The following is a 21,086-nucleotide window of genomic DNA, read 5'->3' as shown; positions in this document are numbered from 1 at the left end:
GCCCCAATACAGGCCCGGACCCAACTCACGTCAATTCAACGATCCTGGTCATTACTACTTTTTAGCCAGGGATCCGGCCAAAAACGCGGTATTTATTGCTCGGAAAGCAGGAGCATCCCCGATCACACCGCCAACATCCGAACGCTGTCGCATGCTGTAAAAATTCGCATACCCCAGACACGCCAACGCGGGAGCAAGCTCCCGCGCGGCGACATCCTACCAGTCACCGCTTGATAGCGGTCAACCGGGCGACCAACTTACTTCTTGTCTGTAACTTCTTCGAACTCAGCATCGACAACATCGTCTTTAGCTTCAGGCTCTGCTTTCTGCGCAGCGCCATCGGCAGGCTGAGCCTGTTCGGCATACATTTTCTGAGCCACTGGCGCGGAAACTTTCGACAATTCTTCAACCTTGGCTTCAATATCAGCCTTGTCGTCGCCTTTAACAGCGGCTTCCAGGGCAACCACAGCAGCTTCGATGGCAGCCTTCTCTTCAGCGGTCACTTTCTCGCCAGCATCAGCGATCATTTTGCGCGTCGAGTGAACCAGTGCGTCACCCTGGTTACGGGCACCTGCCAACTCTTCGAACTTCTTGTCAGCTTCAGCATTGGTTTCAGCATCACGGATCATCTGTTGAATTTCTTCATCAGAAAGACCGGAGTTGGCCTTGATGGTGATCTTCTGCTCTTTGCCGGTAGCCTTGTCTTTCGCGCCTACGTGCAGAATGCCGTTGGCGTCGATGTCGAAGGTCACTTCGATTTGTGGCACGCCACGTGGTGCTGGTGGAATCTCAGCCAGGTCGAATTTGCCCAGGGACTTGTTCTGAGCAGCCTGCTTACGCTCACCTTGCAGCACGTGAATGGTCACAGCGCCCTGATTGTCATCAGCAGTCGAGAACACCTGGGATTTCTTGGTAGGAATCGTGGTGTTTTTCTCGATCAGCGCAGTCATCACGCCACCCATGGTTTCGATACCCAGGGTCAGCGGGCTTACGTCCAGCAGCAACACGTCTTTCACGTCACCGGCCAATACCGCGCCCTGGATGGCAGCACCCATGGCAACAGCTTCGTCCGGGTTCACGTCTTTACGTGCTTCTTTGCCGAAGAACTCGGTAACCAACTTCTGAACCAGCGGCATACGGGTCTGACCGCCCACCAGGATCACGTCGTTGATCGCACCAACGTCGATACCGGAGTCTTTCAGCGCAATGCGGCATGGCTCAATAGTGCGTTGAACCAGATCTTCGACCAGCGCTTCCAACTTGGCGCGAGAGATCTTCACGTTCAAGTGCTTAGGACCGGTAGCGTCTGCAGTGATGTACGGCAGGTTAACGTCGGTCGACTGAGCGGAAGACAGCTCGATCTTGGCTTTTTCAGCAGCTTCTTTCAGGCGCTGCATCGCCAGCGGGTCACCCTTGAGGTTCATGCCGCTTTCTTTCTTGAATTCGTCAACGAGGTAGTCGATCAGACGAATGTCAAAGTCCTCGCCACCCAGGAAGGTGTCGCCGTTGGTGGCCAACACTTCGAACTGATGCTCGCCGTCCACTTCGGCGATCTCGATCACGGAAACGTCGAACGTACCGCCACCCAGGTCATAAACGATCACGGTGTGATCGCCTTTAGCCTTGTCCATACCGTAAGCCAGAGCAGCTGCGGTCGGTTCGTTGATGATACGTTTTACGTCCAGGCCCGCGATGCGGCCGGCGTCTTTGGTCGCCTGGCGCTGGCTGTCGTTGAAGTAGGCCGGAACGGTGATCACCGCCTCAGTCACTGTCTCACCCAGGTAATCTTCGGCAGTCTTCTTCATCTTCTTCAAGATTTCAGCCGAGATTTGCGGTGGCGACATTTTCTGGCCATTTACTTCAACCCAGGCGTCACCGTTGTCAGCCTTGGCGATCTTGTAAGGGACCATCTTGATGTCTTTCTGTACGACTTCTTCGTCGAACTTGCGACCGATCAGGCGCTTCACCGCGTACAGGGTGTTATGTGGGTTGGTCACAGCCTGGCGCTTGGCCGACTGACCAACGAGGATTTCACCATCGTTGGCGTAAGCGATGATCGACGGCGTAGTACGCGCGCCCTCAGCGTTTTCGATTACTTTTGCAACGCCGTTTTCCAGCACGGAGACGCAGGAGTTGGTGGTCCCCAGGTCAATACCGATAATTTTGCCCATGATTTACTCTCCCGAAACTTGAATTTGGTTGCCGCAGCAGTGGTGGCTAACTGCGGTAGCACTTAAACGCTTGACTTATAAATGGGGGCCTTGCGGCGGATTTCAAGCCTGCTCATCAATAGAAGGTGCAACGGGTGCAGGAGCCTTGCTCACTACCACCATTGCCGGGCGCAACAGGCGACCGTTGAGCTGATAGCCCTTCTGGAACACTTTCAACACACTGTTGGGTTCGAGGTCGTGGCTTTCTTGCATGGCCATGGCCTGGTGATGCTCAGCGCTGAACGGTTCGCCGCCTTGCGGATCAATGGCTTCGAGCTGATAACGCTTCAGGGTGTCCTGAAACATTTTCAGGGTCAGTTCGATCCCTTCGCGCATCGGGCGGATGTTTTCGTCATCCGGGTTGGACAACTCAAGGCCACGTTCCAAACTGTCAATAATTGGCAGCAGGTCGCCCGCGAACTTTTCCAGCCCGAACTTGTGAGCTTTTTCTACGTCCTGCTCGGCACGGCGGCGGACGTTCTGCAGATCGGCGGCAACACGCAAAGACTGATCCTGCGCAGCGGCCAACTGCTCTTCGAGCACTTGCACACGAGTTGCCAGTTCATCACCGACAGCCGAATTGGCGTCTGGAGTTTGCGTATCCTGCGTCTGTTCGTCAGCCATAGATTTCTCCTTTCAAAATCATGCGCGAACTCAACTCGCGCTTCTGTTCGGGTATATGGGGCCACAATTTCCAGGTTCAAGGGCGCAGGCGCTATCAAAAGTCTTTGGCGTGCCCCAGATCAACTTCGGCCCGATCATTCTCCTTTGCACTAAAAAACCTGAGTAACCGAGCAAATTGAGCTAAGCATCAGGATTGTCAGTCCAGAACAAAACACTGTATAAATAACCAGACCTAAAGCCTGGGAGCGGCCGTCATGCTCGTGCACCTGTCTGTACACAACTACGCCATCGTTGAACATCTGGATCTCGAACTGGATCGCGGGATGAGCGTAATCACAGGCGAAACCGGCGCCGGCAAGTCGATCATGCTCGACGCCCTGGGCCTGACCCTGGGCGACCGTGCCGACAGTGGCGTGGTGCGCCCCGGCGCAGACAAGGCCGACATTCTGGCCACCTTCGACCTCGCAGACATCCCCGAAGCCGAGGCCTGGCTAGCCGAGCGCGACCTTAATAATGACGGCCCGTGCATCCTGCGCCGAGTCATCACCGCCGAAGGGCGCTCACGCGGCTATATCAATGGAACGCCCTGCCCCCTTGGCGACCTGAAAGCCCTGGGTGAGTTGCTGATTGATATCCATAGCCAGCATGAACACCAGTCCCTGCTCAAAACCGACACCCATCGCCGCCTGCTCGACGAATACGCTGGCGCCACTGACCTTGCCCGGCAGGTACAACTGGCTGCCCAGCGCTGGCGCCAGACCCGGCAGGAGCTGGAGCGACTGTCCAATTCCGGCGACGAGCAACGCGCCCGCCACCAATTGCTCAGCTATCAGCTTGAAGAGCTGGAAAGCCTGGGTCTTGGCGAAACCGAGCTGGAACAACTGGAACAGGAACACAAGAACCTCACCAACGCCGAAACCCTACTGGGTATCTGCCGCCAGGTGGTGGAGCAATGCAGCGAGAGCGATTCCGGCAATGTGCTCAATGCGCTCACGGCCAGCCTCAACCGACTATCCAGTGTTAACAGCGCCTCAGGCCCACTGAGTGAAGCCACCACCCTACTGACCAGTGCGCAAATCCAGGTAGAGGAAGCCGTAGGCGAACTCAATCGCTTTCTTGATCATTTCGACGCCGACCCGGCGCGCCTTCAGGAGATAGAAGAGCGCCTGGACACCATCTATACGCTGGCGCGCAAACATCGAATCCAGCCCACCGAAGTGGCAACCATGCAGCAAAAACTGCTGGATGAAATCGAGACCCTGAACGCAAATGACGAATCCATTGAGCGACTGGGCGAAGAGCTCAGCTCTTTTGCCCGCCACTATCAGGAGAAGGCCCGCGAACTGAGCGATCTGCGCCAACAGGCCGCCACCAGCCTGGCTGGCGCCGTCGAGCAGGAAATTCAGCGCCTGGGCATGCCGGGCGGGCGCTTTAGCATCGAGTTGCGCACCAACGCCAGCAATGAGCTGCAACCCTACGGCCTGGAGCAGGTAGAGCTACTGGTCAGCGCCAACCCTGGGCAACCGCTCAAGGCTCTGGCAAAAGTGGCGTCTGGTGGTGAGCTATCGCGAATCAGCCTGGCGATCCAAGTGATTACCGCGCAAACCTCACGGGTACCGACACTGGTGTTCGATGAAGTAGACGTAGGTATCGGTGGCCCCACTGCGGAAATTGTTGGTCAGTTACTGCGCCGCCTGGGGGATCGCGGCCAGGTGCTGACCGTCACTCACTTGCCACAAGTGGCGGCTCAAGGGCATCAACACTTGTTTGTGCACAAGGTGAGAAACAGCGATGCGACACACACTGCGGTATCCAAACTGAACAAGTCGGAGCGCGTAGAAGAAGTGGCACGGATGCTCGGAGGGATCGACTTGACCAAAGAGTCTTTGGCACACGCGAAGAAAATGGTCGTAGCCGCTAAGGCTTGAGCCGAACTTTTCCCTATTATAGAAAGCACGAAGGCGACCCTAGGGTCGCCTTCGATCGTTTCGCAGAGCAATTCTGCGTCGTTTTTACTTTTTCTTACGGATGTACAACACGAGATTGTGGTCGACCAAATCGAATCCATGCTCCTCAGCAATTTCGTGCTGGAGCTTTTCGATTGCCGGGCTGGTGAACTCGATAACCTCATTGGTATCCAGGTCAACCATGTGATCGTGATGACCACCGTCAGCCAATTCGAACACTGCATGACCGCCGTCGAAATTATGACGAACCACCAGCCCTGCGGCTTCAAACTGGGTCAGTACACGGTAAACCGTGGCCAGGCCGACGTCCTCGTTAGACTCCATCAGCGCCTTGTAAACATCCTCGGCACTCATGTGGCGCTGCTCAGCAGAATCGAGCATTTGTAGAATCTTGACTCGTGGCAGAGTCACTTTAAGACCGGCTTTGCGTAGTTCGCTATTTTCAACCATGGTTAGCTTTCTCGCGGATGCTGCTTCGCAGCTTCTCTTAATACGGGTATGATCGGCGTTTACGTTGTCCCAGCCAAGATAGTGGAAGTCGCCCACCGATGCAAAACACCAAGCTCTTGCTAACCAGTTTCACCCTTGTGGGACTGCTCGCACTCGCCGGTTGTTCATTCCCCGGGGTTTACAAAATCGACATCCAGCAGGGCAATGTCGTCACGCAGGACATGATAGACCAGTTACGCCCGGGAATGACCCGACGGCAAGTACGGTTTATTATGGGCAATCCCCTGCTGACCGACACTTTTCACGCCGATCGCTGGGATTATCTCTATAGCCTGCAACCTGGTGGCGGTGAACGCCAACAGGAGCGCGTCAGCGTCATTTTCAATGGCAATGACCAGCTTGTCAGCCTGTCGGGTGATTTCATGCCAGGCGTAAGCCGCGATCAAGCACTGCTCGGCAACGATAACGGCGCGAATGTGACTGCACCTGTGCAGGAAAGCGAGAAGCCGAAGTCCGAAGTACCAGCCAAGCCAGGCTCCTTGCTCGACAAGATCCAGAAAGACGTCGACGGGGTCGAAACGGTCCCTGTCCCGACGCCCCAGCCTCTGGACACCAGCCCGCAGTAACATTGTGGCGCATATAAAAAGCCCGGCATGCCGGGCTTTTTGTTACCTGTCCTGTCGTTCAGCCAGCTTATGGATTCTGCCGCTTTGCCAACGCCGCCTTGGCCGCACGGAGCCTGCGCACTTCTTTAGGGTCCACAAGCAAGGGCCGATAGATTTCAATGCGATCGCCCGATTGTACGGGACGCACCTCAGCATCCGTGACGACCTTACCGAATACCCCTAAAGGGCAATCAGCCAGATCCAGCTCAGGAAACTGCACAGCCATCCCTGACAACTGCACTGCCGCGCGCAAACTGGTTCCCGAAGCCACCGTCAACGCCAGCAAAACCTGGCGATCCTCGGCGGCATATACCACCTCAATCTCAACCATGCAGCTGCTTGGCTCGCTGGCAGAATGCATCCACCAGGGTATTGGCCGCCTGATTGAACAACGGCCCCAATGTCGCCCGCACAATCGGCCCAGCGTAATCAAACGACAGGTCCAGGCTGATCTTGCACGCCTTGTCGGTAAGCGCCTTGAACACCCACACACCATGCAGCTGGGTAAACGGCCCTTCCTGCAGATTCATCTCAATGGACTTGCCCGGCACCAGTACATTACGCGTAACGAAGTGCTGACTGAGTCCGCCTTTCGCCACCCCGACACTGGCAACCATATGCTCATCACTGCTTTCCAGCACCTCGGCAGTTGAACACCAAGGCAGGAATTCCGGGTAACGCGCCACGTCGTTGACCAGGTCATAGAGCGCCTGCGCCGGATAGGGCAGCAGGGCCGAACGTTGAATATGCGTCGTCATGTGTGCGTGATTTCCACAGCTGAGCGGCAAACATCGCGAAAGAACAGTCGGATCCGCGAAAGAAAAAAACCAAAGAACTGCCCGTATTGTCCGGGATTCGACCAACACGCTCAAGCACGCAGGTTGACCGTAGCCGACACGCTCGCAACTCCCTATAATGCCGCCCCTATGGCTAAACAAAAGAAACACCCCACAGGGACCATCGCGCAAAATAAAAAAGCGCGACACGATTACTTCATCGAACATCGGTTCGAGGCTGGTTTGGTCCTGGCCGGCTGGGAAGTAAAGAGTCTGCGTGCCAGCAAGTTGCAACTGGTCGACAGCTACGTATTGCTCAAGGATGGCGAGGCATGGCTGCTCGGCAGTCATATCACCCCGCTGACAACCGCGAGCACCCACGTGATTGCCGACCCGGTGCGCACGCGCAAACTATTGCTCAATGCCCGCGAACTGGAAAAGCTCGCCGCAGCCGTACAACAGAAAGGCTACGCCTGTATCTGCCTGTCCTGGTATTGGAGCAAGCATCTGGTCAAGTGCGAGATCGCACTGGGCAAGGGCAAGAAGGAATACGATAAGCGTGATACAGAGCGCGAACGCGATTCCAACCGCGAGCTGCACCGCGCCGTGCGCAACAAGGGCAAGGAAGAATAATCCTTGTAACGATGTAGCCTCGGGACTTCCCCCCGGCTACATCCCCTTGCGCCGTTCCGCACGCGCCACGCGCTGAACCTCCTGACGCACTTCCTCCAACACTTCCTGCACGTACTCCAGGTGACGTGTCGAGACGTCTCTCGCCTGCTCGGCCCGCCCCTCAATAATCGCCAGGTACAGTTCCCGGTGCTGGCTGATCAGCATGTCACGGGTCTCTGTACGCTGCTGATACATGCCACCAATGTTGGTCACCACGTTACGCTTGAGCAGGTCGAACAAACCGCGAATGGTGTGCAACAACACCGCGTTATGACTGGCCTCCGCAATAGCCAGATGGAACCTCGCATCCGCAGCACCCTCCTCGACTCGGCTCACTTCATCTACGCGGGTATAGCAATCCTGTAGCGCGTCGAATGCAGCGGTCAGCCGCTCACGGTCGACCTCAGTAGCTCGCAATGCTGCGTAATAAGCACAGGACGCTTCAAGGGTCTGACGAAACTCCAGCAGGTCACGCTGGGCCTCGGGATTGTTTTCCAACAGGTGCAACAGCGGGTCGCTGAACGTCGAGCCCAGTGACTCGGCAACATAATTGCCCCCACCCTGACGGCTCACCAACAAGCCCTTGGCCGCGAGTTTCTGAATCGCCTCCCGCAATGAAGGACGCGACACACCAAACTGCTCAGCCAAAGCGCGCTCGGCCGGCAAGCGTTCACCCGACTTCAGCGTGCCCTCAAGGATCATCCCTTCAAGCTGCTCGACAATATCGTCAGACAAACGGCGCTGACGCACCTGATCAAACCCCATAACTCGCTCTCCATCATCCCGACCACTCGCCGGGCCCTCTATTCTGGCCTATCGCCGCCCTTCCAGCACCTATCAGAACAGCTTCGACTCACCCGGCCAGATCACCTCGCCCACCGACCTACGACCAAAGTTTCGCGAGCGGCAAATTGACACATCTTCAGAAGGCTTTTAACCTAGCCATCAGCGATTGTAAATTGGTATTACCAATTATCCAAATCGACTATGAAGTGCCTGACCAACAACAATTAGGGGCCACCCCATATGCAAACCTGGCAACAGCTCTACAGCCCGCTCGGCAGTCTCGGCCTGTCCGCATTGGCCGCCGTTATTCCGATCGTATTCTTCTTCCTGGCGCTGGCCGTGTTTCGCCTCAAAGGCCACGTGGCCGGCAGCATCACCCTGGCGTTATCGATACTGGTGGCGATCTTTGCCTTCCAGATGCCGGTGGACATGGCGCTGGCCGCTGCCGGTTACGGTTTTGCCTATGGCCTGTGGCCTATTGCCTGGATCATTGTCGCGGCGGTGTTTCTCTACAAACTCACCGTCAAGAGCGGCCAGTTCGAGATCATCCGCAGCTCTGTCCTGTCGATCACCGATGACCAGCGCCTGCAGGTGCTGTTGATCGGTTTCTGCTTCGGCGCATTCCTGGAAGGTGCCGCCGGTTTCGGCGCGCCCGTGGCAATTACCGCCGCACTACTGGTAGGCCTGGGCTTCAACCCATTGTACGCAGCCGGCCTGTGCCTGATTGCCAATACCGCGCCCGTCGCCTTCGGGGCCCTGGGAATTCCAATCATAGTGGCAGGGCAAGTGACCGGAATCGATGCTTTCAAGATCGGCGCCATGACCGGTCGCCAGCTGCCGCTGCTCTCGCTGTTCGTGCCGTTCTGGCTGGTATTCATGATGGATGGCCTGCGTGGTGTTCGCGAAACCTGGCCGGCGGCGCTGGTCGCGGGCCTGAGCTTTGCCATTACGCAGTACTTCACGTCCAACTTCATCGGCCCGGAACTGCCGGACATCACCTCGGCCCTGGCCAGCCTGATCTCTCTGACTCTGTTCCTGAAAATCTGGCAACCCAAACGCACCGCGGGCGCGCAGATTGCCGGCGCCACTTCCGACGTAGCGATTACCGCCAGCGCCGGCGGCTTCGGTCTGCCGCGCAGCACCGTCGCCTCACCTTACAGCCTGGGGCAGATTTTCAAGGCCTGGTCACCGTTCCTGATCCTCACCGTACTGGTCACCATCTGGACCCTCAAACCGTTCAAGGCGATGTTCGCCGCAGGCGGCTCGATGTACAGCTGGGTATTCAACTTCGCGATCCCCCACCTGGATCAAATGGTGATCAAGGTTGCACCCATCGTGACCAACCCGACTGCGATTCCGGCGATATTCAAGCTGGACCCGATCTCAGCGACTGGTACCGCGATTTTCTTCTCCGCACTGATCTCGATGCTGGTACTGAAAATCAACGCAAAGATTGGTCTTACCACCTTAAAAGAGACGTTCTACGAGTTGCGTTGGCCGATCCTGTCTATCGGCATGGTGCTGGCATTCGCCTTTGTCACCAATTACTCCGGCATGTCTTCGACCATGGCGCTGGTATTGGCCGGCACCGGCGCAGCCTTCCCATTCTTCTCGCCTTTCCTCGGCTGGCTGGGGGTTTTCCTGACAGGCTCCGACACATCCTCCAACGCCCTGTTCAGCTCGTTGCAAGCCACCACAGCGCACCAGATCGGCGTCAACGACACGCTTCTGGTCGCTGCAAACACCAGCGGTGGCGTGACCGGCAAAATGATCTCGCCGCAATCGATCGCCGTGGCCTGCGCCGCTACCGGACTGGTGGGCAAAGAATCCGACCTGTTCCGCTTCACCCTCAAGCACAGCCTGTTCTTCGCCACGATAGTCGGGCTGATCACCCTGGCCCAGGCCTACTGGTTTACCGGCATGCTGGTGCACTAAAGCCGTAGCAATAGGGTCATAACCGACGCCGGGTTGTAACCTCGGCGTCGGCTTTGCGCAATCGTGTCAATACGGCGCCCAGGGGGGTGCTGATCCTGGAGGACCAATGAGTCTGCCTGCCGCTTTCCTTGCTGACGTCGCACAGTTGATCCCAAAAGATCGGCGTTTCGACGATCCACTGTCCACCCTCGCATTCGGCACCGATGCCAGCTTTTACCGACTGGTTCCACAGCTGGTGATCCGCGTGGAGTCAGAAGACGAAGTGGTGGCGCTGCTGAAAACGGCCCAACGCGACCGCGTGCCGGTGACCTTCCGCGCGGCCGGCACCAGCCTGTCCGGACAAGCGATAAGCGACTCAGTGCTGATTGTGCTGGGGGACAATTGGAACGGCCGCGAGATTCGCGGGCAAGGCACTCAGATCCGCCTGCAACCCGGCGTAATCGGCGCACAGGCTAACGCCTGGCTGGCGCCATTCGGGCGCAAGATCGGCCCAGACCCGGCGTCGATCAACGCCTGCAAAATTGGCGGTATCGTCGCCAACAACGCCAGCGGAATGTGTTGCGGTACCGCACAGAACACCTACCACACCCTGGCCGGGATTCGTCTGGTCCTGGCCGATGGCAGTCGCCTCGATACAGAAGACGCGACCAGCGTTACGGCGTTTCGTGAACAGCACGGCGCACTGCTTGAGCGCCTGGCGACACTGGGTCGTGAGACGCGGGCAAACGCCGAATTGGCAGCAAAAATACGCCACAAATATCGTCTGAAAAATACCACCGGCCTGTCACTCAACGCCTTGGTGGATTTTGATGATCCGCTGGATATCCTCAGCCATCTATTGGTGGGCTCCGAGGGTACCCTCGGGTTTATCAGCGCAGTCACCTACGACACCGTGATCGACCACCCAAACAAGGCGTCGGCGCTGATTGTGTTTCCGGATGTGGAGACCTGCTGCAACGCAGTCACCGTACTGAAAACCCAACCGGTGTCGGCCGTAGAGCTGCTGGACCGACGCAGCATGCGCTCGGTGCAGGACAAACCGGGCATGCCCGCATTCGTACAGCACTTATCAGAAAATGCCTGCGCCCTGCTGATTGAATCCCGCGCCGCATCTTCGTCATTGCTGCATGAACAATTGGCGCTGATCATGGCGTCGCTGACCGGTTTCCCGGTGGAGAAACAGGTCGACTTCACCGAAGACCCGGTGGAAAACGCCCGCCTGTGGGCAATCCGCAAGGACACCTTCCCCGCCGTTGGTGCTGTACGCAAAACCGGCACCACGGTGATCATCGAAGACGTCACCTTCCCGGTCGAGCAACTGGCCATTGGCGTGAACCGCTTGATCGAACTGTTCGACAAACATCACTACGACGAAGCCATCCTGTTCGGACATGCCCTGGAAGGTAATCTGCACTTTGTGTTCACCCAAGGCTTCAACAGCGCGGAAGAAGTCACACGCTATCAAGCGTTCATGGATGACGTCGCGCAATTGGTGGCCGTGGAGTTCGGCGGCTCGCTGAAGGCCGAGCACGGCACCGGCCGCAATATGGCACCCTTCGTCGAGCTGGAATGGGGCAGCGACGCCTATCAACTGATGTGGCAACTCAAACGCCTGCTCGATCCCAACGGCATTCTCAACCCGGACGTGGTGCTCAGCGAAGACCCGCAGATTCACCTCAAGCACCTCAAGCCGCTGCCTGCAGCCGACGAGCTTGTGGATAAGTGCATTGAGTGCGGCTTCTGTGAACCGGTATGCCCATCGAAAGGCCTGACGTTGAGCCCTCGCCAGCGCATCGTAATCTGGCGAGATATACAGGCGAAAAAACGCGCCGGCGTCGACACCTCCGAATTGGAAGCGGCCTACCACTACCAGGGCATCGACACGTGTGCCGCTACCGGCCTATGCGCCCAGCGCTGCCCAGTAGGAATCAATACCGGCGACTTGGTGAAAAAACTGCGAAGCCGTGACGCCGACCGTACGAAAACCGCCGAATGGCTGGCCACCCATTTCGCCACGGCACTGCAAGGTGCGCGCTTTACCCTGCATGTAGCCAATGGCGCACGCATGCTGCTGGGGGCACCTCGCCTGGCGAAGCTGTCGGCCACCGTGACCAAGCTCTCCAAGGGGCAGATCCCGCAGTGGAGCAACGCCATGCCACAACCGGAAAAAGCCATTCGCTTCAGCCCGGTAGTGACGGATGAGCGGCCACGGGTGGTCTACCTGGCGGCCTGCGTCTCACGCGCCATGGGCCCGGCGGCCGGTGATAAAGAGCAGATGTCGCTGTACGAAAAAACCCAGACACTGCTGGAAAAAGCCGGTTACCAGGTCGTGTTTCCCGACAATCAGGACAACCTGTGCTGCGGCCAGCCCTTCGCTTCCAAAGGCTACGCCGAACAGGCAGAACACAAACGCCAGGAACTGATCGGTGCCCTGCTCCATGCCAGCCGCGGCGGCCTGGACCCGATCTATTGCGACACCAGCCCCTGCACCCTGCGCCTGGTGCAAGACCTTGGCGAAACGCGCCTGGACCTCTACGACCCAGTACGTTTCATCCGCACGCACCTGATGGACCGTCTCGATTTCACACCGCAAGAAGCGCCGATCGCCGTACACGTCACCTGCAGCACCCAACACCTGGGAGAAAGCCAGGCCCTGATCGACCTGGCCCGCCGCTGTGCCAAAACCGTGGTGATCCCGGAAGGCATTCACTGCTGCGGATTTGCCGGCGACAAAGGTTTCACCACGCCGGAACTCAACGCCCACTCGCTGCGCTCCCTCAAGGATGCGGTGCAATATTGCAGCGAGGGCATCTCCACCAGCCGCACCTGCGAAATCGGCCTAAGCCAGCATGGCGGCATCGATTATCACGGATTGGTGTACCTCGTGGATCGCGTGACCCAGGCCCGCGCCCATTAACCCCGCAAAAAAACAGAACCCCTGCGCGCTGGCGTAGTCATCTGCATAGGCCTCGACGAACGAGGCCCATCAGTGATGTCGCTGGCAGCCCTTGAACGCCAGCAGCGTCGAGCCCTTTTGCGCAAGGAGATACCCTATGAAGCGTTCCGCTCTTGCTGGCTTGTTCATTACCGCTGCGATGCTGGCCTCCCCTGTTTTCGCAGCGGGCGAGCCCGATCTGTGCAAGATCAACCTGGACAAAATCAACAACGGTAAAGCGCTGCTCGCCACCGACACCAGTGGCAAAAGCGGTGAAATAGACACAGCCGTCTCCCAGGCCAAGGCCGCCCACGCCGCCGGTGACGACAAGAAGTGCATCGAGATCACCTCAAAGGCCTTGCAAGACCTGCAGAACATCGACAAAGGCAGCCAATAAACGATAGGGCCAACCTTCGGGTTGGCCTTCCGTGACCGTTTGGCGTACACTGCACAGGCTTGTCACTCACTATGAAACAACGAGTTACAAGCACGGGGCCGTTTAGGATTCGACGCCGGTCGCGAAACTTTAGGTGCATGCCGAGTTGGTAACAGAACTCGTAAATCCACTGTTGCAACTACTTATAGTTGCCAATGACGAAAACTACGGCCAGGAATTCGCTATCGCTGCGTAAGCAGCCTTAGACCTGAGCTTCTGGTACCTTCGGGTCCAGCAATCACCAGGGGATGTCTGTAAACCCAAAGTGATTGTCATATAGAACAGAATCGCCGTGCAGTACGTTGTGGACGAAGCGGCTAAAACTTACACAACTCGCCCAAAGCACCCTGCCCTTCGGGTCGCTGAGGGTTAACTTAATAGAAACGGCTACGCATGTAGTACCGACAGCGGAGTACTGGCGGACGGGGGTTCAAATCCCCCCGGCTCCACCATTTCATCATCTAAAGACGTCCACGGACGTCTTTTTTTGTGCCTTAAATCCAGCAAATACAAGGATTTAGCGGCTATTGAGGTCTTTGTAGCTTCTTGGAGTTCCAGAAGTTTTGGTATTCCATACGGTATTCCAGCCCCTCCGGTGCTAACCTTTGGAATACCAAATCAGTGTCTGAGGGAAATCTCATGCCTGCTCAAACCCTACGTCTCTCCGATCGACAGCTTAAGGGAGTCAAACCCGCGTCCAAGGACTACGTCCTCACCGACGGGGACGGTTTGCAACTCCGAGTACGCAGCAACGGCTCTCTGCTGTGGAATTTCAACTACCGTGAACCGGTGACTAAAAACCGAATTAACATGGGCTTGGGTACCTACCCAGAGCTTTCGCTGGCGAACGCCCGAAAGATGGCAGTGCAAGCCCGCGAGCTGCTCGCCCAAGGCATCGATCCGAAAGTGCAGCGTGATACGCTAAATGAGGCCAAGCGCGCAGAAACGGAACACACTTTCGAGAACGTAGCCACTGCCTGGTTCGAGCTTAAGAAAGACTCGGTCACGCCGGCCTACGCCGAGGATATTTGGCGGTCGCTCACGCTGCATGTGTTCCCCGATTTGAGGACGACGCCACTCGCGAAAATCACCGCGCCGATGGTGATCGAGCTGCTTCGTCCAATCGAAGCGAAAGGCAGCCTAGAGACGGTTAAGCGCCTTAGTCAGCGGCTTAACGAGATCATGACCTACGGCGTAAACTCCGGCCTGATCTTCGCCAACCCACTCAGTGGCATCCGGGCGGTATTCAAGAAACCCAAGAAAGAAAACATGGCTGCGCTCCCGCCCGAAGAGCTACCCGAGCTCATGCTGGAACTCGCAAACGCCAGTATCAAACGCACGACCCGCTGCCTGATCGAATGGCAGTTGCATACCATGACTCGACCTGCAGAAGCAGCGACCACTCGCTGGGCAGACATAGATTTTGAAAGACGTGTCTGGACCATCCCTCCGGAGCGGATGAAAAAGCGCCGTCCTCACAGCATCCCGTTAAGCGATCAAGCCATGGCATTGCTGGAGATACTCAAGTCCCATAGCGGTCATCGAGAGTATGTCTTCCCGGCAGACCGAAACCCACGTACTCACGCCAATAGCCAGACTGCCAACATGGCGTTGAAGCGCATGGGCTTTCAGGACCGCTTGGTCAGCCACGGCATGCGCTCAATGGCCAGCACCATCCTAAACGAGCATGGGTGGGATCCGGAACTGATCGAAGTCGCACTGGCGCATGTCGATAAAGACGAGGTTCGAAGCGCCTACAACCGGGCAGATTACATCGAACGCCGGCGTCCGATGATGGCCTGGTGGAGTGAACATATCCAGAAGGCGGCCACCGGCAGCCTGTCGGCAGCCGCGATCAATCACACCAGAGACCTCAACGTCGTGCCGATACGCTGAGCATCCAGGGACTGGTGGTGCCGGCGAAAAACCCTGTAACCGAGTCGTGCAGCATGGCGACAGACTTCACGACTATCACCAGATTTCTCGCAAGCCTGCGCTCCTAAGTCAAAGTCCCTGAGTATGGGAAGGCTCTGCATTCCCATACTCAGGGACTCACGCTTAAATGATCTATCAGCCAGCCACGATTTGCGCCTTTCTGCGACGGATCAATTCTGCCGTTAACTCGTAGTAGTAGACGGTCGCAGGCGCTGAACAACGCAGAGAGTGTTCCAAAAACCATCTCACGTGCTTTTCCTTCCAGGACCAAGGAGTCGCGCAACCCCAGCGCTCACGAATCGCCTCTTGCATCTTTTCCGCCTGCCTGATGTGCCGCTGCCGAGTGGAATGCGCGCCTTTGAGCACCGGAGTCAGAAACAACGCCATATCGAACTCGGACCTAATCGCCGACCACCGATGTAGGCATTCACCACATCGATGCGACTATGTCCCAACTCATGGCTGATTTGCTGGCGGGCTCGTCGATCAAGCTCTCGATCTTCTCGATGGCCACGACCGCCATTGACGGGGGCAGGGAAACCGGTCAGTTGCTCATAACGCTCACAGGCGTACGCAGCCCGCAGTTCATGAAAGCCTTTCAATCCATGCTCATGCAGAATGTCCCGCGCAGGACGCACTACTGTCTGTAAGAAAACCTTGTAGCTTTCGTCGAGCGCTAATAGATTGCGGCTGCCCTTGGGTGAGGCCTCGTTCGCTCTATAGAGAGCATCGCGAACTTGATCCGTGACCGCAATCCAACGCGGCGCGGATGCGCCTGCTCGGCCGCCCTTGGTGCCGTCCTGGATGTTGATTTTGCCCAGTTTACGGGCCTCGCGTTGCAGTCGGGGCAGGTCCGCCAGGATCGCTTCACGCAGGCGCATACCGGTCTCCCGGGCCAGATGCACAATTGCGCTTACTCGCTGCTGGCCGTGCTCTGACAGCTTCTGTGCGATCTGCTCGACCTGTACACGGTCTTGGCCTTGCGGTGCCTCATTACGCGCGCTTGACCGCTGCAGGCCCAGCGCCTTACTCGGGCTTGGGATTTTGACGTAGTGATCACCGCGCAGCGCGGCAATCGTTCGGTTGACGCTGGACAGGCGGTTCTGCGCGGTGGCAATGCCGACGTTGCCCTGATCAACCTGCTCACGCACGTGGGCGGCGTACCGCATGAGGATCTCGCGATCAATCTGTCGCGCATCATTGAGCATCGGACCTTCCTCCGATCGACACCAACGCACGAATGCCTGCCAGCGATCGCTATGGGCTTTGACGGTCGCAAAATGGCCGTCACCAAATAGATCTTTCAGGGCTTGTGGTCCGGCATAGCTGAGCTGGCGACCGAAGCCGAAATTACGCCCCGCTCGCTTACCGACCCGAGCCATTTTTCTGCTCCTGATCGGCTGCAGCAAGCTCATACAAAAGGGCTCTCCAGTTCGCACTCACGACGTCTAGCTGGCCCCAATCAGTTGGGCGAAAGCACAGCGTGTTGTCGGTGACGTAGAGATACGCGCCCTCCTCTTTCAACCATTGGATAATGGCCGTTGTCGCGGTGATGGTTTTACGGAGGGTGGCGACTTCGGCGACAGCGGCGACAACCTTTGTTCTGCCAGGCTTTGAGCCTGGCGACAAAGTGGCGACACTGGCGGCGACAAACCGCGCTTTGGGCTCTTTTTGGCGTTGAGCCAGGTGATTGCGCAGTGCTTCATCAAGATTGAACATGGCGCACCTCGAAGTTCTGGCCGTCAGTGATCAGCCATTGATGATCAATCAACTCGACCAACAGCTTGGTGGCATGACGGCTGCTCTTACGGGCAAAGCGGGGGCCGTTGCGATTTAGCTCTCGAACACTGAAACGCTTCCAACCCTTGAACTGTAGCCAGCGCAGCAACCGATCCGCCTCTTCCTTTACCCGACACACCGGCTCCTGCTCGGTCAGGCGCTGAATTTCAGTGAGGTAGTAGCCCACCAAGGTCGAGGCCCGTTGAATATGGTCGACCTCAACGACACTGCTCTCCTCCACCACGGCTAAAATACCGGCGATGCGCAACAGGTTGTCGGCAGCTTTTGATCCACTGGGCCGTACATTGGCTAGCTCGCCAAACTCACCCAACTGGGCCTCGATGGCGTCATGCAGATCAATCCAACGGCGGCGCGCCAAAGGACTGAGGTTCAGCGGTGAGAGGCGCAAAGCACCGTCAGCGGCAAGTGACCAAGGCTGATGAAAAAGAGCCGAAAGACGGTGGTAATAGCGCTTCAGGGCGGGATCTTTGGACAAGTCGATAGCCTGGTAGCTACGTTGCCCGGCTAGACTGGTGGGCCAGGTCATCAAGCAGCGCCCTAGTATGCCTTGCCCCTGCAGCAATGGGTCACTGAGTAACTGCATGGCTAGATACGGTTGCAGCATCAGGTGCAGGCTTAAGCGTCGATCGTAAGCTCGCAAGCTTTCACCCGCCATAGACCGCGCGCGATCTATCGGACTGCCGTCCCAGAGTGACGACAAGGTCGTAACCGCTTTCAAACGGTTATCTCGACTCATGGTGCTGCTACCGAGGAATTGCCCCCCCTCGTCACAGAACAGGCCCATGCTCGGCAAGTCATGGCAGAGTCCCTTGATCAAGGCCTCGATCGTCGGGTCTGTGGTGATCAGCCGAGGGGCCGAAGGCTCCGCTTCAAGCGGTACGCCGTTTGTGGGGGCGGGATCGGCAGGATTGATACGCTGCGCTTGTCGCTGTGCGGCACGGTACCGAAAGAGCTGCTCACGATAGTGTTGCCACTGTTCACGCTCCCATTGGCGCGCTGGCAGCAGTACGGATCGGTCTGCCGCTGTCTTGCGATCACCGGACGCTGCCACCGTGATCAGGTACAGCGACAGCGGATAACTGCGCCCGTCCAGCTGTAAGCCCGCATGACCTTGGGTAGCGAGCGCCGAAGCAGCCAACACCGATTGCGCGGCCAACGCCTGGGGTACGCCGATGACCTCGGCCATGCGCTGCACCGCGGGCCCAAGAATCCCACCCAGTGCCTGCACCGGATAAGTCTGGGCCACAGGATTCGACTCAATCAGCGGTCGAGGTGGTTGTGGTAGTTCAAGCTTCGGATCTAACTGCTGCATGGGCCCTCTCCTCGTCATTGCTGGTTGTCCTCACGTAGTACCGCCACGGCTGTTGAGTGTTATCAGGGATCAAGGCCCCTGCGGCCTGTGAGGTGTTCACTGACGCGGAACGCACGGCTCCTTACGACCGGGAGCGAGGGCATGAACCCATGAATCTGACCTCCTTAGACGCATCCGAAGATGCGGGCGGGTGGAGGCTGTGCCGACTGACGAGTTCGGCACCTGGAGATCCTGGGGGGGAGAAGGCAACGACCTGGACACCTGGGGCATGCCTGACTGTCAGTCAGGTACAGCGCTTCCATGGGCTGCGGCACCGGTGCCTGTGTCGTTGCGGATGGCGACGAATCGGATTTGTCAGGCCGATTGTCACGAGGAGAGTTGCGGCAATGCCTTGTAAGACGTGGCTTGCAGCAGCGGTACGACCGCCCGTCTCTTTCCAGGAGAAAGAGACGGGCGCAATCTGGCGCAGCGACGTGAGGTTGCTGCAGCGCAGCGAGGTAGGTCCATCGTCTGCCGTAGTGGACAGATCAGTCGAGCAGGCATCCATCACTCTTGGGGAGTGACCGTGCGAGCCGCCGGACGCTAATCGCACTTGGGGAAGAACCACCACGCGAGGGGCGTAGCCTTAAAGGTTCTGGCTACCTGGGCAGGTGCTGTCAACGACAGCGATCCGTGCACCAATTTTTATACCCACTCGAAAAGGAGGTCAAGCGTCACAGCCAATGTGCTGAGAAAGTGGCGACTGTCGCCACTTCTGTCGCCATGCTCCAGACCACGTTCTACGTGGGTTGTCGCCGCCGTCGCCGCTGTCGCCACACCTACATCCATGCCCAACGAAAAGATTCGGACACACGCACTGAATAAAGTTGCGCTCGATGGAAATCGTGGGGAATTACTGATCGTGAAAGTAGGCGTGGTATGAATTAAATTTGAGCATGACGGGTGGAACGCGGCGGCTCCGAGAAAAAGCGAGTGAACCCTCCGATCGACGCGATCAAAGATCGCTTGATCGGAGGGTTTGGCGGGAAAAGCAAAGTCTCAAACGTCAATTACAAACTCAGGCATCGAAGCTGGTTGATTGGGAAGTGACTGCCTCACGTCGTATGATCAGCGTCTGCTGCAACCGCAGAAGAAAGCCAGCCTCAAATGCTTCCTGATAGTCACCTGGACGATGACGCTTTCGGTTCTGAGACAGCGCCCACCATAACGGTAATGATGAGCCCTCAAGCCAAGTCTCTGCGCAACGAACGCCCTCCTTGATTACCGGAGCGAACTCATCGCCCCAAGGAGTTTGGATCGCGGGAGCCCCTTCAACTGACGGGACAGAGACATATTCATGGATCTGTTGATGGACGCTTTGAGCTGGGATGCCAGTCAGATTCCGGAACGCCCTGTCGTACAACACCGCGGCGTCATCCAGCAGCTCTACTGCCAGCTCAACGTCTTGCGGAAAATGAAGCAGAATACTCTGGGCTCCGTTAAGCCGGAGGGTGGCAGCCTGCCGCAGTTTAATCGCTGCATCTTCAGGGGTAAGCACTGAAGTATCGATGCTGTTGGGCTTGGGGAGACCGATGAGAAGCGAAAGATCAAACATCACGGAATCCTCCGAGATAGTTTGCAGCTTGAACCATTGGGCCGGGGTGGCGCACGAGCTTAAAAGGTGGGCATGCCATTTTCCTTATCTCCTTGGTTTGATTAAGGATTGCCATCCACCGTTCTGACGCGGCATAGGGTGGCAAACCGTACGGGGGTCAGAAACCGGAAACCAAGGAACCGGCCAGGCCGAAGCCTGCCCCGCACGGTCCGCCATAGAAAAGCAGCAGCTAGCGCACGAAGCACTGACTGTGCGGAATGGAAGAAACCGCGCCTTGGTTTTGATTCAGGTTCTGACGCCCGGTCGCGGGATTGACCGCGACGGAACAAAGCGTAAATGTGAAGCGGCGACAACACAAGCATGAGTGTAAATAAGCGCCGCATTCGGACGAGAACTCATGACAGAAACTAACGTTCGCCGGAATCTAGAAACTATGGAAAGCCAGCTACCGCGCAGCGTTTTTCATTTCCGACGCCGACCGCAGTGGTAGAATCGGAAATGCTATATAAGACCCCCTCTAGAGAAATGATATGACTACAGAGCTGACGGAAGAAGAAATGCGTCGGGCGCTATTCGGTGAACCAGAGGCCCCTGCATCAGTAATCGACACCCATGAGCAAGACGCTGCACCAGAAATCGTGATCGCGGAGCAGACAATGGTAGTGAAGAAAAAGAAACTATCAAAATCCTTTACTCCCAGATTGAAAGTCACACTGAAGGTGGGAAATGAATTTGAAGGCAAGATGCACGAGATCGTATATGAAGCAGACACGCTCAGCTCGCTAGTTGCAGAGCAAGAAGCTACAAAGATAGCTAAGAAAAAATTCAGGTTTGTGGAAGTTATTTCGGTCAGCTCTATGTAAGGGCCGCTACGCCCACCGGCCGTTCATCGAGCCCTACCTACGCATTACCGAAAAGCACTAAAGCCAGCGTATCGGAGTCGATTTTTTTCATATCCTTTGACCCCTTTGCCTATTCATAGCAGCTTC

19 protein-coding genes and 1 other RNA gene are annotated in these 21,086 nt (G+C 57.1%); 9 read left to right on the top strand and 11 right to left on the bottom strand.

Annotated features, from left to right (window positions below; genetic code table 11):
• Positions 1-257: 257 nt before the first annotated feature.
• Both dnaK and grpE read right to left on the bottom strand, forming a co-directional pair.
• Complete coding sequence (gene dnaK, locus HCF10_RS22840; RefSeq protein WP_131699396.1) at positions 258-2,171, bottom strand: molecular chaperone DnaK; 1,914 nt, start codon at positions 2,169-2,171, stop codon at positions 258-260.
• Between the two features lie 102 nt (positions 2,172-2,273).
• Positions 2,274-2,834, bottom strand: a complete 561-nt coding sequence (gene grpE, locus HCF10_RS22835; RefSeq protein ID WP_053137824.1) for a nucleotide exchange factor GrpE — start codon at positions 2,832-2,834, stop codon at positions 2,274-2,276.
• Positions 2,835-3,088: 254 nt separating this feature from the next.
• Here grpE and recN point away from each other — a divergent pair, with 254 nt between their 5' ends.
• Positions 3,089-4,762: a DNA repair protein RecN gene (gene recN, locus HCF10_RS22830; RefSeq protein WP_167656468.1), complete on the top strand. Its 1,674-nt coding sequence runs from the start codon at positions 3,089-3,091 to the stop codon at positions 4,760-4,762.
• A gap of 84 nt (positions 4,763-4,846) precedes the next feature.
• Here recN and fur read toward each other — a convergent pair whose 3' ends face one another.
• Complete coding sequence (gene fur / locus HCF10_RS22825; protein WP_010562662.1) at positions 4,847-5,251, bottom strand: ferric iron uptake transcriptional regulator; 405 nt, start codon at positions 5,249-5,251, stop codon at positions 4,847-4,849.
• Between the two features lie 98 nt (positions 5,252-5,349).
• On the opposite strand from fur, the gene HCF10_RS22820 reads away from it, so the two are divergent.
• Positions 5,350-5,877: an outer membrane protein assembly factor BamE gene (locus tag HCF10_RS22820; protein WP_131699394.1), complete on the top strand. Its 528-nt coding sequence runs from the start codon at positions 5,350-5,352 to the stop codon at positions 5,875-5,877.
• Between the two features lie 67 nt (positions 5,878-5,944).
• Here the strand turns inward: HCF10_RS22820 and HCF10_RS22815 are convergent, their stop codons facing one another.
• Together HCF10_RS22815 and HCF10_RS22810 are read right to left on the bottom strand one after the other, a co-directional pair.
• Positions 5,945-6,247, bottom strand: coding sequence for an RnfH family protein (locus HCF10_RS22815; protein ID WP_145336567.1), 303 nt, complete (start codon positions 6,245-6,247; stop codon positions 5,945-5,947).
• Positions 6,240-6,674: a type II toxin-antitoxin system RatA family toxin gene (locus tag HCF10_RS22810; protein ID WP_005791512.1), complete on the bottom strand. Its 435-nt coding sequence runs from the start codon at positions 6,672-6,674 to the stop codon at positions 6,240-6,242. The genes HCF10_RS22815 and HCF10_RS22810 overlap by 8 nt, the downstream gene beginning before the upstream one ends.
• Before the next feature lie 168 nt (positions 6,675-6,842).
• Here HCF10_RS22810 and smpB point away from each other — a divergent pair, with 168 nt between their 5' ends.
• Complete coding sequence (smpB, locus tag HCF10_RS22805; protein WP_003176160.1) at positions 6,843-7,325, top strand: SsrA-binding protein SmpB; 483 nt, start codon at positions 6,843-6,845, stop codon at positions 7,323-7,325.
• Between the two features lie 36 nt (positions 7,326-7,361).
• Here the strand turns inward: smpB and HCF10_RS22800 are convergent, their stop codons facing one another.
• Positions 7,362-8,129 carry an FCD domain-containing protein gene (locus HCF10_RS22800; protein ID WP_131699392.1) on the bottom strand — a complete coding sequence of 256 codons (768 nt, stop codon included), beginning with the start codon at positions 8,127-8,129 and terminating at the stop codon, positions 7,362-7,364.
• A gap of 261 nt (positions 8,130-8,390) precedes the next feature.
• On the opposite strand from HCF10_RS22800, the gene HCF10_RS22795 reads away from it, so the two are divergent.
• The 5 genes from HCF10_RS22795 (at position 8,391) to HCF10_RS22775 (ending at position 15,352) form a co-directional block, all read left to right on the top strand.
• Complete coding sequence (locus tag HCF10_RS22795) at positions 8,391-10,085, top strand: lactate permease LctP family transporter (RefSeq protein WP_131699391.1); 1,695 nt, start codon at positions 8,391-8,393, stop codon at positions 10,083-10,085.
• Positions 10,086-10,191: 106 nt separating this feature from the next.
• Positions 10,192-13,002 (top strand): FAD-binding and (Fe-S)-binding domain-containing protein, encoded by a 2,811-nt coding sequence (locus HCF10_RS22790; RefSeq protein WP_167656467.1) that lies wholly within the window; start codon positions 10,192-10,194, stop codon positions 13,000-13,002.
• A 136-nt stretch (positions 13,003-13,138) separates the two neighbouring features.
• Positions 13,139-13,417 carry a hypothetical protein gene (locus tag HCF10_RS22785; protein WP_131699389.1) on the top strand — a complete coding sequence of 93 codons (279 nt, stop codon included), beginning with the start codon at positions 13,139-13,141 and terminating at the stop codon, positions 13,415-13,417.
• Between the two features lie 94 nt (positions 13,418-13,511).
• Positions 13,512-13,908, top strand: a transfer-messenger RNA (tmRNA) gene (gene ssrA, locus HCF10_RS22780).
• A gap of 187 nt (positions 13,909-14,095) precedes the next feature.
• The gene (locus tag HCF10_RS22775) at positions 14,096-15,352 is read left to right on the top strand and encodes an integrase domain-containing protein (RefSeq protein ID WP_099169407.1); all 1,257 of its coding nucleotides are present in this window, start codon (positions 14,096-14,098) and stop codon (positions 15,350-15,352) included.
• Positions 15,353-15,526: 174 nt separating this feature from the next.
• Here HCF10_RS22775 and HCF10_RS31525 read toward each other — a convergent pair whose 3' ends face one another.
• The 5 genes from HCF10_RS31525 to HCF10_RS22755 form a co-directional block, all read right to left on the bottom strand.
• Positions 15,527-15,796, bottom strand: a complete 270-nt coding sequence (locus tag HCF10_RS31525) for a hypothetical protein (RefSeq protein ID WP_054896120.1) — start codon at positions 15,794-15,796, stop codon at positions 15,527-15,529.
• Complete coding sequence (locus HCF10_RS22770) at positions 15,763-16,773, bottom strand: integrase domain-containing protein (protein ID WP_167656482.1); 1,011 nt, start codon at positions 16,771-16,773, stop codon at positions 15,763-15,765. Before HCF10_RS22770 ends, HCF10_RS31525 begins: the two co-directional genes overlap by 34 nt.
• Positions 16,757-17,110, bottom strand: a complete 354-nt coding sequence (locus HCF10_RS22765) for a hypothetical protein (protein ID WP_099169405.1) — start codon at positions 17,108-17,110, stop codon at positions 16,757-16,759. The genes HCF10_RS22770 and HCF10_RS22765 overlap by 17 nt, the downstream gene beginning before the upstream one ends.
• The gene (locus HCF10_RS22760) at positions 17,097-18,503 is read right to left on the bottom strand and encodes a YfjI family protein (RefSeq protein ID WP_099169404.1); all 1,407 of its coding nucleotides are present in this window, start codon (positions 18,501-18,503) and stop codon (positions 17,097-17,099) included. Before HCF10_RS22760 ends, HCF10_RS22765 begins: the two co-directional genes overlap by 14 nt.
• Positions 18,504-19,560: 1,057 nt before the next feature.
• A complete protein-coding gene (locus HCF10_RS22755) occupies positions 19,561-20,097 on the bottom strand; it encodes a LasR-specific antiactivator QslA (protein ID WP_099169403.1) in 537 nt (178 codons plus the stop codon).
• Between the two features lie 530 nt (positions 20,098-20,627).
• Here HCF10_RS22755 and HCF10_RS22750 point away from each other — a divergent pair.
• Complete coding sequence (locus HCF10_RS22750; RefSeq protein ID WP_167656466.1) at positions 20,628-20,960, top strand: hypothetical protein; 333 nt, start codon at positions 20,628-20,630, stop codon at positions 20,958-20,960.
• Positions 20,961-21,086 lie beyond the last annotated feature (126 nt).

The sequence above is a fragment of the Pseudomonas sp. B14(2022) genome (assembly GCF_012030485.1).
GTDB lineage: Bacteria > Pseudomonadota > Gammaproteobacteria > Pseudomonadales > Pseudomonadaceae > Aquipseudomonas.
Note: the sequence above shows the minus strand (reverse complement) of the source record. Positions and strands in the feature narration are given on the sequence as shown.